9 protein-coding genes are annotated in these 13,919 nt (G+C 43.6%); 2 read left to right on the plus strand and 7 right to left on the minus strand.

All coding sequences use genetic code 11. The features are described from left to right. Window positions 1-246 precede the first annotated feature (246 nt). Both GHD25_RS02715 and GHD25_RS02720 read left to right on the plus strand, forming a co-directional pair. Window positions 247-2,151 (plus strand): heavy metal translocating P-type ATPase, encoded by a 1,905-nt coding sequence (locus tag GHD25_RS02715; RefSeq protein ID WP_164214807.1) that lies wholly within the window; start codon window positions 247-249, stop codon window positions 2,149-2,151. 153 nt (window positions 2,152-2,304) lie between these two features. After that, window positions 2,305-2,514, plus strand: coding sequence for a heavy-metal-associated domain-containing protein (locus tag GHD25_RS02720; protein WP_164214808.1), 210 nt, complete (start codon window positions 2,305-2,307; stop codon window positions 2,512-2,514). Window positions 2,515-2,898: 384 nt separating this feature from the next. On the opposite strand, the gene GHD25_RS02725 is transcribed toward GHD25_RS02720, so the two are convergent. The 7 genes from GHD25_RS02725 to GHD25_RS02755 form a co-directional block, all read right to left on the minus strand. Then, on the minus strand, window positions 2,899-4,917 hold the full coding sequence (locus GHD25_RS02725) for a glycoside hydrolase family 3 protein (protein WP_164214809.1): 2,019 nt from the start codon (window positions 4,915-4,917) through the stop codon (window positions 2,899-2,901). A 91-nt stretch (window positions 4,918-5,008) separates the two neighbouring features. Further along, window positions 5,009-7,471, minus strand: a complete 2,463-nt coding sequence (locus GHD25_RS02730) for a beta-N-acetylhexosaminidase family protein (protein ID WP_240452193.1) — start codon at window positions 7,469-7,471, stop codon at window positions 5,009-5,011. Window positions 7,472-8,386: 915 nt separating this feature from the next. Next, complete coding sequence (locus GHD25_RS02735; RefSeq protein WP_164214810.1) at window positions 8,387-9,304, minus strand: DUF7916 family protein; 918 nt, start codon at window positions 9,302-9,304, stop codon at window positions 8,387-8,389. Between the two features lie 7 nt (window positions 9,305-9,311). After that, a complete protein-coding gene (locus GHD25_RS02740; protein WP_164214811.1) occupies window positions 9,312-9,449 on the minus strand; it encodes a hypothetical protein in 138 nt (45 codons plus the stop codon). Between the two features lie 828 nt (window positions 9,450-10,277). Continuing rightward, the gene (locus GHD25_RS02745) at window positions 10,278-11,300 is read right to left on the minus strand and encodes a zinc-binding dehydrogenase (RefSeq protein ID WP_164214812.1); all 1,023 of its coding nucleotides are present in this window, start codon (window positions 11,298-11,300) and stop codon (window positions 10,278-10,280) included. Window positions 11,301-11,345: 45 nt separating this feature from the next. Continuing rightward, window positions 11,346-11,600 (minus strand): hypothetical protein, encoded by a 255-nt coding sequence (locus GHD25_RS02750; RefSeq protein ID WP_164214813.1) that lies wholly within the window; start codon window positions 11,598-11,600, stop codon window positions 11,346-11,348. Between the two features lie 361 nt (window positions 11,601-11,961). Beyond that, on the minus strand, window positions 11,962-13,827 hold the full coding sequence (locus GHD25_RS02755; protein WP_240452194.1) for an exo-beta-N-acetylmuramidase NamZ family protein: 1,866 nt from the start codon (window positions 13,825-13,827) through the stop codon (window positions 11,962-11,964). Window positions 13,828-13,919: the final 92 nt, after the last annotated feature.

The following is a 13,919-nucleotide window of genomic DNA, read 5'->3' on the forward strand; positions in this document are numbered from 1 at the left end:
GCTGATAGAAATCAGCAGGTTTTTTATGTGCGTTTATACATTTTATTTTATTTTGTAAACAATATTATTCGGCGTATGAACCTGTAAAGTAAAGAGACTGAATCAACCTTCCCAAAAAACCTGAAGTTTTTCCCGAATCTTGACACCCGTCAATTTAATAAACCCGGAAATGACTTATGATAAAAACAGAAGGAAGAAATGCAGCAAGAATGAACATCAAATAAAATTCCAGAAGGAGAGAGAACCATGTTTATACGATGGATAAATAAGTATAAAAAACAGATTACGTTTTTTGCCGGTGCATTATTAATCCTGGCGCTGATCGCCAATTACACAGGCTACTATGAAGCACGGCAGTTCATTTTAATTCTTGCCACGATTATCGCTGGGGTGCCGATTTTCATAAAGGCTTATCAATCCGCCCGGATGAAAGCATTCAGTATTGAACTCTTAGTAACGATCGCCGTGATCGGCGCGCTCTATATCGGGGAATACGTTGAATCCTCCGTGGTTACGTTCCTATTTCTATTCGGGGATTACCTGGAAGCACGTACACTGCAAAAAACACGTTCTTCTTTAAAAGAATTAGTTGACATGGCGCCACAGGAAGCAACCGTGATTCGTGATCATGGAGAAACAGAAACAATTCCGGTGGAAGATGTTGCAGAAGGTGACCGCATCATCATCCGCTCCGGCGGAAAAGTTCCGGTGGACGGCAGTGTTATCTCAGGCCACGCTTCCATCAATGAGGCTGCCGTTACCGGAGAATCTGTTCCGGTTTCAAAAAACCTGAATGATAAATTATTCAGCGGAACGATTGTTGATAATGGATATATTGAAATGGTTGCGGAAAAAGTAGGTGATGATACAACATTCGCGAAAATCATTGAGCTAGTTGAAGAAGCACAGGAATCCAAGTCAAAAACGCAAAAATTCCTGGACCGATTTGCGAACTATTACACACCAGCAGTAGTTATTTTATCCGTTCTCGTTTACTTCATTACAAATAACCTGCACTTAGCAATTACGTTCTTAGTTGTCGCTTGTCCGGGTGCCCTCGTCATCGGTGCTCCGGTATCCAACGTAGCCGGTATCGGCAATGGCGCGAAACAGGGCGTGCTTGTCAAAGGCGGGGAAGTTATGGATAACTTCTCTAAAGTGGACACATTGGTTTTTGATAAAACCGGGACACTCACTAAAGGTAAACCGGAAGTGACTGACATTAAAACATTTAATAACTATGATGAAGCAGCTGTACTGAAATTGGTTGCTGAAGCGGAAACGATTTCCGAACACCACCTCGGTCAAACCATTGTGAAAGAAGCGGTGTCACGCAATCTTAAATTAGATCGCGAACCTGAAAACAGTGAAGTCATTAAAGGAAACGGGATAAAAGCCGCCCTTGACGGTCATGTATTAGCCATCGGCAACAGTAAATTGATGAAAGCAGAAGACATTTCCATTCCGGAAGATGTTGCCGCCTATCAGGAAAATCGTGAAAAAGCGGGCAATACAGCCATTTACGCAGCAATTGACGGAAAAATCGCCGGTATTTTCTCCATCGCAGACCAAATCAGGGAAGATGCAGCAAGCTCCCTGGCAGAGATGAGAAAAAACGGCATCAAAAAAATTGTGATGCTCACCGGAGACAACAGACACACTGCAAACCTTGTCGCAGAACAGCTTGGCATCGATAAAGTTCATGCTGAACTTTTGCCGGAAGATAAAGTCACCCATGTAAAACGTCTGAAAGAAGAAGGGTATACAGTTGCCATGGCGGGAGACGGCATCAACGACGCACCAGCTATCGCCACAGCTGACATTGGCCTTGCCATGGGGGAAGGCGGAACGGATGTCTCTATGGAAACAGCGGATGTTGTCCTGATGGCAGATAAACTGTCCCAGTTCTCTCATGCATACTCTTTATCCAAAGCCACCATCCGCAATATGAGACAAAACACATTTATAGCAGTCGGCATTGTATTCGTTTTGTTGGCGGGAGTGCTTGGCGGAGTCGTTAACCTGGCATCCGGCATGCTTATTCACGAAGCAAGTGTCCTAGCTGTAATTCTGAACGCCATGAGACTCATCCGATTCAACCGCAAAAATGGCAAAGTACAGGAAAAAGATTTGGAAGTAAAACCGGCATAAAAATAAAAGCAGCTGCATACGGGTCCCTAGTCTCCAAGGCCGCGCCATCCAAAAAATTATATAGAAACTTTATAAATTTTGACTCAGGTCAAGGATTGAAACTCAATCGTATTTTATAATAAAGATAGAAGATAAATAAAGGAGAGATTCATAATGAGAACAGTAAAAATACAATTAGAACCATTAACTTGCCCGTCATGTATTAAAAAAATCGAAACAAAACTGGGAAAAATGAAGGGCGTTGACGAAGCGAAGGTCATGTTTAATTCCAGCAAAGTAAAAGCAACTTTTGATGAGGATAAAGTAAGCAAGGATGAAATTGAAGAAACAATTGAAAAGCTCGGTTATCCAATCGTTGCCTAGCACCAGGGAAGCATAATACGACAAACAGCAATAAAAACTCCAAACCACCTTTTCGCACTGGTTCATTAATCCCAAAACCAACGAAAGGGTGGTTTGGTTTTTTTACCTTTATAATGCACTTTTTATTTTTACTTATTAAGCAGAAGTTTCATCTGGATGCCAGGACAGGATTGTACTAATTTACTTAAAGTTTGAACCCAGTGTACATTCTCGAAATTATATTTTTTGAACGGCTGGATTATATTATACTCCGGGTTTTTTCAATAAGCTTTTTTTTCCTCACCACTTCGGCTCCCCTTATTTTGAACGAAAGGCTGTATCTGTCCCTTATAAACTTTCTGATGGCTATCACATTAGCAATGTTGTATTTTCAATGTCTTATTTCTAATTCTGCTGCCATTTTCCGATCAAATCATCTGCATGAGTTTGAAGGCTATTAAAGGCTTCTAAAGATATCAGGTTATGATCCAGCTGGTGATTCAGCAAAATCTTAAACCCTTCCATATGCCGAACAACTTTATCTCCATTTTCCTGATTTTCGTACTGACCGACAGCAATTAAATGAAGCTCTAGAGCACGAACAGCTTCATCACTTGTAAATTCTCCATCTTCTGCGTATTGTTTAAGAATGTTCTGGATTTCCATAGCGCTGTTTGATGAATATTTTAATCCATGTCCAAAAGGATATTGGCCTTCTATCGTAATCGGCAGTTTTCCTCCGGGTTCCTCACCAAACACTACATCCACAGCTGCATTAATGGAAGTCGGATTAGCGAGCTGCCAATTGTCAAGCGCATAGGATGCCATATATGCATCGACTTCCGGATAACTTTGCAAATCATAAGGAAGTCCCACTGATACAGCTGCGGCCGGTTTTCCTGTTTCCTTTAATGCCTCTACCAGATTTCTTTGCCCTTCCGGCAGCTCGGCGATTGCAAACGTTGCAACGAGAATACGATCTGCTTCCTCTGCCTGCGCCATAGCTTCTTCTATTTCCTCACTGGAAGGATCGTGACTACTAGCTTGCCAAGAGACGACATTTCCACTGCTTCTTTGTTCTACACGATCTGCAATGGCATTTACTTCTGTGACACCTGCCACAAAGGTGGTCTCTTCACTATCTTCATCAAAAGGTAAAATTCCTTCATTTTTGACTAATGTGATAGAGTCGCGTGCTATTTCATCAGCTGTATTTCTATGTTCCTGGTTGCCGACAACTTCTTCTGCATCGGAAGGATCAACAAATCGCTGTTCAAAGAGATCATATTCCAATTTTTTCATCAGAATCCGCTCTAGAGATTCCTGGACCCGTTCCTCTGTCAATTCACCTGATTGATAAGCATCATAAAGTGCTTCAAGAGTTTCCACCTGGGCTGCTTGACTGCCTACTGCCATAACAATGTCTGCACCTGCCTGTATGGCCATTACTGCGGCTTCTCCGGCTCCCCAATTGTCTGTGATCGCCCGCATTTCCATGGCATCTGTGACAATTAAACCATCAAAGCCCATTTCTTCACGCAGAAGTCCTGTTAATACATCTTTTGATAAAGTAGCTGGAAGTTCAGGGTCAATTGCTTCAATAATGATATGAGATGTCATGATCGAATCAATCCCTGCATCAATCGCTTCCTGAAAAGGCGGTAAATGTACTTCATCAAGTATTTCCCGGTCATATGTTACGATTGGTAAACCATAATGAGAGTCGGTCTCGGTATCACCATGACCCGGAAAGTGCTTCGCTGTAGCAATTACGTCTTCTTCTTGATACCTGGCCACTTGAGTTACTGTCATTTCGGAAACCAATTCTGTGTTCTCACTAAAGGAGCGAACACCAATTACAGGATTTAATGGGTTATTATTGACATCTGCCACAGGAGAATATGACCAGTTAAAACCTAATGCCTTGACCTCTTTTGCTGCGATTTTTGCGTATTCATCTGCAGCTGTTAAACTATGCGTCGCGCCTACTCCCATTTGCCGGGGAAGTGTAGTTGCATCATCAGGAACCCGCTGGGCAGCCCCGTTTTCCAGGTCCGCCGATGTGAATAAAGGAATATTCATTCGAGTATCCGCAGCATATTCCTGCACCTTATTATTGTATTCAGCCTGTGATACTGCATCTCTTTTCCCGTACACAATAACAGATCCGACATAGTACTCCTGAATCATCTGCCTCATAAATTCATTCGGCATCCCATTATCTGCATGGTCATTCGCAGCCATAACTAACTGTCCTATCTTCTCCCTGTCGTTCATATTATCAATAATCTGTTCAGCCGCCTCTCTTTTTTCATTTTCGGATGCCGGATGGAAATCAATTTCTTTCTTTTGAGCGTGTAAGTGCGGGATTCCCATACTTGCCATCAGCAATAGGATCATGATAAAAGAAAACAATTTTTTCATGTATATCTCCTCCTATATCATATTCGCTCTGTTTTAAATTCAGGCGTATTCCGCCTATGGCAGGATATAACCCGCCATAGGCAGATGTTATCTACCTTTCATTGTACTCGGATATCAAGGCATCTGTTTGCATAACGAGACTGTCATATACTTCTTCAGTAATTAACTCATTATCTGACTGGTAAGCAAGCAGGTGTTTAAAACCTCCCAAATGCTGGATGACTTTGTCTATTTCTTCTTGGTCTTCGTATTGGCTGACTGAAGTCAAATGGGTTTGCAGATGTCGCACAGCCTGAGCATCAGCAAATTCCCCTTTTTCATCATAGTGTTCAATAAGCGCTTTTATATCGTCAGCATTTTCTGGTTGAGTTATATAGTCTCCAGTAATAAATACATACCCGTACTGTATACTGACTTCTTCACCAATCAATGCATTTTCCAGAAGCCAATCACTGCCATGAATGCTTAGCACATAACCGTTATCAGGAATTTGTGAATTGTTCCCCCCTTTGCTTACTATAATTCCATCTTCTACAATTACTTCATAACCGTATTCATTCGTTCCAGTGGTATCCCCATGCTCCGGCGTGTATTGGACAAGGTATCCTGCGCCGCGGACGGTATTAACTCCATCCAACTTTCTTACATAAACATACTCTCCATAAACCGCCTGTGTCAGGAAAGGATCGATTACAGATTCTCCCATTTTTTCAGAGATTTCATCGAGTTGACTTATCTGGGCGATAAGTTTTTCCCTGTACTGCTCTTCCTTTTCTGTTTGACCTGCTTTACTTGCCATCAACAGATCGACAGCTGTAACACCTGCTTTCCCATATAAGGAAAGTTTGTTTAAATAGGGGTCAGCCTCATCTAAGAATTTTTTATTATCCAAGTTTTCCTGCAGGTTCTCTACTGCAATTTGCAGATTTTCAAATTCATTTTTCAGATTTTCATCTTCCCGGGATACATTATTAAACTCTAATGCCTGCCAAAAATCTTCAATTAACGGTTTTATGGTTAATGATTCATGTTCGTTCAGTTGTGTAGAATAAGAGTTTTCTGCGAAGGTTCTTAAGGAATCTGCTTCGTCACCGCCAAAAGACTCAATACTCCGATCCCATGACTCTTCAGGATCATAGCTATATGGATTCCATGCATAATCAGCAATCGTAAATAATGGAATTTTAGAAGCTTCTGCCTCATTCATCGGATTTGAGGTTAGGCCAATCACCCCGTTATCAATCAAATCAGCGTCCCGTTGCACCAGCGGCCCAAGAAATAGGCGATTTCTATCAATGTCATTTACAGGGAAGTTATCCCATAGTAATAAATCATGCTGTTGAAAAGATTCCGATGCTTTTTTGGCCTGTTCTGAGGTGATTTCCTCGGGAACAACATCCGGGCCAGTCCACATAACGATGACTTCATCGTCTAATAATTCAGCGAAACGCTTTCGGTATTCGCTTTCATTTACTCCGGCATAATCTGTTGGCACTGTAATCAATCGTTCTGCATCTTCTTTTCCTTCCAGAAACTCATTATGAAAACGGTTTAAAAAATAGGCGTGAGCGGCAGCCACAGGATTAGGGTCATCCTCAAACCTGTCTTCATCCTGTTCACAATGGAGTTCATAGGGAATATCGTCAAGAAACACCGCATACGAACGCACGCCTAAATCCCACATTTCATCCATTTTCTCCATTAATAACTCGAAATCATTATCATTTGTATAACAAATGGTATTTCCAGGCGAGAGAGAGAATGTGAAATCGACATGGTTATCCTCAGATTTATCAATCAGCTCCTTGAGTTCATTTAATGCTTCTTCCGGATAAGGTTCACGCCATTGGTCGCGATGATAGGGATCATCTTTAGGTGCATAAATGTAAGTATTCATTTTATTATCACCGTAAAATTCTATCTGATTTAGCCGGTCTTCATGTGTCCACGGCGGACCGTAAAATCCTTCAATAGATCCGCGCAGCGGCATATCCGGCCAGTCGCGAATTTCAACGGATGGAATCCAGCTGCTGCCCTGTTTTTCTTGAATCAGATTGGCAAACGTCTGAGCCGCATAATAGGTACCCCTCCTGTCCTTACCAGCAAGGACGATCTGTTTTTCTTCATTTTCTTTGGCGGCCAGAACATATCCTTCTTCTTTCAAATCCTCTGTTCCTTCTATTCCAAGCTGCTGCAAAACTGGGAGTGCGTCTTTGTTTTCTGAAGGGCCGCCAATCCAAATGGTCACCGGAGTATCAGGTGCTGGCTCTCCTGCACTCTCCCGAACAATACGATCTACCCCAGTACTTGTTAAAGCTTGTTCCACTTCACGGACTGCAGCTTCATCCGTATTTTCACCCAGCACAATCCCAACCTCATCAGATAAAGAGAATCCTTCTCCAAATACATCAAGATTCTGTGGCGTCGGATTGATATTGAGATTGTTTTCCTGCGAAAATGCAGCACTCACACCTGCCGGGGTTAAAAAAAAGATTAAAAGAACGAACAAAGATTTCTTTAGGTTTTCCTTATATTTTACTCTATCTATAGTCAACAAAAGTTATCCTCCTTCAGTAATATTGCACACTCTTCAAGCTCATCCAGGTTTAATCCGTATGGGAAGTGACGAAGACCTGCCCTGTCTATTTAGGAATCCTGCTGCAACACTTCATTATTAGGATCTTATAGCGTTACACTCATGCTTTAGCAGAATATGAAGGCTTTATTTCACCCTTCAACCTCCTCATCGTAATCGCTTCCCAAAATTGAATGACCGTTTTCTTGTACTTTGCCTGCTTTGTGCTCTGCTTTGTCATTATTTCCATTCAAAATATGCAGAACAAAATACCTGCTACAGAGAACTTATAACCAAACTCACCACCTTTCATTTGCAGCACATGAGCCGACAAAAAAGCATGGGGGTATGAAAAGGAACCGAAGAACCTTTTATTTACCACCATGCCTGGTCGAATCAGTAACATGTGATCCATTTGAAATTACCTCAATCTTAACAATTCAAATTTTTAAGGTCAATGTGTATTTTTGCTCATTTTTAAATTTTCCGGTTAATTTATGTAAAATTACGGATTCTTATTGCAGATGATTTACTATCGGAACTCATTCAGAATGAAGATTGAAACGAAATCGAATAAAATGTCAGGTGTAGAGGAAGCGGATGTGATGTTTATTTTCAGCAAAGTAAAAACAACATTTTGACGAAAATCAGGTAAGTTTGGATGAACCTAAAATACCAGTACTTTCAACCCCCTTCTTCATATGGAAAAAAGAGGCTGTTTCTGCTTGCAGCCTCTTTTTTCTGTGGCATCGGTTATCGCTATAGGATAGTCAGCAATATCCTTACCTGTTCGGCCGGGGAATGATCAAGCATCCTGATGGACCAGCGCTAAATACGCTAATATTAATACAGTTCAGTCCTTTTCCCCATTACTTGTCATTTCTGTCCATTTACTTACCGATTCACAGATGCAGCCATTCGTACGTACGTATGCCGTTTCCCGCGAATGGCTATGGAGTAGTCCATAATGTTCTCCGGCACGGCAATGCCATGTTCTCCGGCGTCACCGATATGATGAATATCCGCTCCTGCCATTTTATTCATTAAGGCCATTTGCTGAACCGTTTCTTTTGCTGCGCCTTCCTGGCTTGTACCAATCGCCGTTAGAGCCAGGGCACCTTGTTCATGGGCCATCTGCACCAGCTGTTCTACCTTTTCCAGCGTCGTACCCGGAACAGTGCCCGCACCCGGGAGCAGCACCACATCAGCACCTGCCTGAACAAGATCCGTCGCCACTTCTGCATTAACCAGACCACTTCCTGCCTCATTCTTCACTCCTGCCCCATGCATTTTCCCGGCAATGATGAGGATGTCGTCCTGAAAAATTTCTTTCGTCAGCTTGACTGATTCTATAATAGCTGAATTGGTGACACCTGTTTTCGGATTACCGGTCAGGCAGATGAAATCTGCGCCGAGTTGTTTTGCTTTTTCCAGTGATTCACGGTTTGCGGTACGTCCTTTTGGGATTTCCTCCAGCACCTCTGCATTGTCTGCTTCCGGATCAACCGGCTCCAGATTGATACCGACAGGGCGGCCAACCAGTTTTTTCAGGTTCTTGATAACATGCTGCGGATGATCTGAAGGTATTCCTTCAATCTTCGGGTCATCCACATTAAATACATTTAATAAAATCATATCAGCTCCAAATGCAGCCGCAAATTCCGCATTCGACAACTCCGGAAAATATGGTCTTGTAGAACAAATTACCTCAGACAGCATAACCCTTCCTTCCGAAGCCTCAATTGCTTGTCTCAACTGCGTCCCATTCATATTTGCAAAATCAGACGCCGTACAATTCAATAACCGTTTCATTTTCATATCAACCTTTCAGCAAGACGATAATTTCCTTCTTCACATTATTCCCCAACAGTGGTACCTGATACCATTTTACCTTCTTGGCAGGTATGGAGATGGGATGGGGCTTTTTCGCATCATTAAATTCTTGCTTACCGATCACTTTTTATTGGCTGCCGCTGTAAATGGTCAGGAATACTTATCATTGAATCAGCAAAACCTCTGTTGTAATCGCGGCAATTTTTTTCTGATATGTTTTGATTTTATCAGGTGCTGGCACCTGGTTGTAACCAGTCTCGGATATCTCAAAAAGCGATTCTTCGTTGTTGACCGTCCTGAGAAATTGGCTCAAGGACGTCATGCAACAGAAGTACTGCGATGACCGACCTGAGAGCGTGGCTCAGGGTGGTCATGATACATAATAGCTGCGTTGACCGACCCGAGAGCACCGCTCAGGGTGGTCATGATACAGAAAACCCGCGTTGACCGACTCGAGAGCGTCGATCAAGGTGGTCATGATACAGAAAACCCGCGTTGACAGACCCGAGAGCACCGCTCAGGGTGGTCATGAACAGAAATTGCTGCGTTGACCGACCTGAGCGCGCGGCTCAGGTCGGTCATGATACAGAAAACCCGCGTTGACAGACTCGAGAGCACCGCTCAGGGTGGTCATGATACAGAAAACCCGCGTTGACAGACTCGAGAGCGTGGCTCAGGGTGGTCATACAACATAAAACCTGCGTTGAACACCCTGAGAGCGCGGCTCAAGTAGGTCAAGGTACAAAATCCAACTGTTGACCGTCCCGACAATCTGTCCAGGAGACTTCAAGCACAGGCATTCCCTCGCTGACCGCTCCAATAACTCTTTTTAGTGGAAGGGGGCATACTTATTTGCGATCATTTTACCGACCAACGTTTTTCAGAACCAGGATAAGCTATACCATCCTGGATATTGATTCCCTATTTATGCTAATGAACCTGCCTCAAATGATTATTCCGGTATGGATATCACAATTTTCCCCGATAAACTCCCCTGGTCCATTTTATCACTGGCTTCCTCGATCTTCTCCAGCGGAAAAACACTATCAATTTTAGGTTTTAGTTTATGGTTGCTGTAAAAGGATAACATATCCTTAAACTCTGCCGGGTTCCCCATCGTTGTCCCATGGATCTCCATTTGTTTAAAGAAAATCCGCGGCATGACCACATTGTTGACAGGCCCGCGTGTAGCACCAAAGGAAACAATCTTACTGGCGGGTTTGGCAAGGCTGATTAAATCGTTAAACGTTTCTCCGCCAATACTATCAATGCTCACGTCCGCTCCGCCTGACAACTCTTTTAGTTCTTTCACCCAGTTGTCCGATGTGTAATTCACTCCCCCGAAAGCCCCATCCTTTACAGCATTTTCAATTTTTGCATCACTGCTCGATGTGACGTACACCTTCGCCCCTTTGGCAGCAGCTATCTGCAGGGCAAAGTTCGCTACCCCGCCGCCAATACCCGGAATAATGACGGTGTCGCCCTCCTTCACTTTTCCTTTCGTAACTACCGCCCGGTAAGCTGTCAATCCTCCAAGCGGCAGTGCAGCAGCTTCCTCAAAGGAAAGATGCTCCGGTTTCGGAAACACATTCTCTGCGGGAACTGTCACATACTGGGCAAAGGTACCATTCCTTGGGACACCCAATATGGATTGTTTTTTTGAGGGAAAATCCGGATTATCCCCCCAGTCCATCTGCGGATTGACTACCACTTTATTTCCTTTTTCAAATCCCTGTACACCTTCTCCCACTGCTTCCACGATGCCCGCTCCGTCGCTTCCCGGAATAGATGGCACTTCAATGCCCGGATAGGCACCATACCGGATAAATACATCTCTTCTGTTTAAAGCCGCGTTACGCAGACGGATGAGCACTTCTCCTTTACGGGGTTGGGGTGTTTCCACTTCTTCCACATATAAAGGCGCTTTTCTGTCCTCACCGAACTGCACTTTATCTTTCAGCACAACCGCTTTCATTTTACCTCTCCCCCAGTCTAAATGTTTTTGCACTTTTACTGAAATCTACCCTGCATAAAAGTAATATACCAGGACAAACAACCCTAAAATAAAACCAACTGCCGCATAGGCAAGTCCCTGCTCCGTTTTCCTCGCCTCATAGATCCCGGCGGCGGAAATCACCAATGCGCCGGCAGCTAAAAGTGGTGTAATTGGTGCTTCTATAATAAATGTAGAGATGGCACCCAGAATCAACCCTGCAATGGCCCAATAATTTGTTTTCGCTTTGTTCTCCGCCATACTTTCAACACCTTTATCCATATTTTGCTGATCTGATTTTATAGGCTATTATACCATTCCCCTCTTGCAGGAAAAAAGAAAAGCAGGATTTTCCAGGGACTGTAATAGTATTTTAAATCTACTGAAATAACCATATAAATCTCCTTGTCATTTTTGCATAGCCGCGTTCCATACGCTGTGGTTTTCCCAGCATTGCCCGCCAAAAGAGTACAAATTTTCCGTTCTGCCATACATGCAGCCAGTTAAAATCCTGCAGCAAAGCTTGAGCGGCACCACTTTTCCCTATACTGTCCGGTAAATACCCGATTAAAAGATTTAATAAATTTCACAGGAAAAAGCCCTCATAACCGCATGGTATGAGGGCGTGTGCTTTTCCTTTTTATCAATGCATTACATCAATCACTATTCTTGAAGAGAAATCCGGTGTTTCATATTCTATATTATCCTGTTCCAGGTTTAATACGGCAACAAACATATCGTCTTCCTCGGCATAATCCACCGATGATATGGCCGGACTATTTGCAATTTCAATGGTTCCTCCTTCTTCATCCAGATCACCGGCAATTTCACCGTATGGGATTTCCACCCTTAGATTGCCTTCCTCTTCCGTAATTTCATGATTATTAATCGTTTTGTTTAAATCCAAAACTATTCTTGTATATCCCGGATGGATGCCGTAGCGTATGTTTTCCACGTAGGTAGCGGAAACTTCCACTTCCCTGCTGGCTTCAAAATCACCATATACAGCAGTAACTGTACCTGTCCCTTCATTTTCGCCATGAAACACGCCATCTTCCACATAGCCAATATCATTGGATACTGTCCATTCGATTTCGGAAGGATCGATATCCAGCGCTTCACCGTGCTGGTCATAACCCTTTACCGTTAAATCAACTTCCTGTCCGACAGAAGCCGTCAGATCCAATGGCAGAATACCCAGTACGCCATCCGGCTGATATGGCTGTGCTCCGCTGTCATATGGCGGATACATTAAATATTGATTCCGCACCTCATCTACCCAGGTATCTAGCTCATCCTCCCAGGAGGCGATAATCTCGTCCACCGGCACGTCATCCATGATCATGTCCGGGACCTCCGGATCGCCAATCAGGTTTGCATAACTAGGTGTCATTTCAAACTCTTCCGGGTTTTGATCCCGCATGGCATCTACTAGATTCAGACCCAGCTCCACGAGGTCTATTTCGGCAGGATCGTCGATATGAACCTGCACTCCGCCGACCAATTCACCTTCATATTTACTAAACATTGGAGTGAAATAAGCTGACCTGAACTTTACACCATCTATTTCACGATTATTCATTTCTGCTGCCAGAGTCTCTCCCTGGATCCAAGGAGCACCAAGCAATTCGAATGGCTTGGTTGTGCCAAGCCCGGTAGATAATGATGTATCATCCACCAGTTCCGTTCCGGCATATAAGTAGGCTGTTTCTTTCGTTGGAATGTTAGGCGAAGTCAGCACCCAGGGCAGTTCTGTGTCCTCAAAATGCATATCGCGTTTCCATCCATCCATTTCAGCTACTTTCAAATTAACGCCCATGCTGTATTCATGATTCCACATGACAGCCAGTTCACCAACTGTCATCCCATGTCTGACAGGCAGCAAAAACCTCCCCATAAAGCTTACTGTGTCTTCAGAACGTACCGGCCCTTCCACCCTTGATCCGCCGATAGGGTTCGGCCTGTCAAGCACAATTACTTCTTTATCATGCGCTGCCGCCGCTTCCATGACGAATCCAAGCGTATAAATATAGGTGTACACATTCGATCCAATGTCCTGGATATCATATAACAGTACATCCACGTCCTCAAGCATCTCTTCCGTCGGCACCCAGGTAGGACCATATAGGCTGTATACAGGCAGGCCTGTCTCTTCATCTACATACGATTCTACATATTCTCCTGCCTCACGGTCTCCTCTTATTCCGTGCTCGGGACCATATAATGCCGTCAGCTCTACATCAGGATGGTCGTACAGCAGATCAATGCTGCTTTTGAGTTCCGTTGATACACCGGTCATATTGGTTACCAGCCCGACCTGTTTGCCCTCAACCCAATCGAGATGATCATTCATTAATACTTCGATTCCCGGGGTCACGCGCTGATTTCCTTTATTACCCTGATTTTTATTATTGTCCGTTGCATTCGAGCTTGTCTCTGAAGACGAAACAGCAAGTACAAAAAATACCATTACCAGTGAAACTATCATGACAGTCTTCCACGTTCTCACATAAAACACTCCTCCGCCATTTTTTTCGAATAACGCTTAAGACCCCTCAGCCCCGCGGCAGGTTGCATTCCGGAAGCAGATTCTATGCTGTG

The organism is Virgibacillus aidingensis (genome assembly GCF_010994035.1).
Classification (GTDB): Bacteria; Bacillota; Bacilli; order Bacillales; family Amphibacillaceae; genus Virgibacillus_N.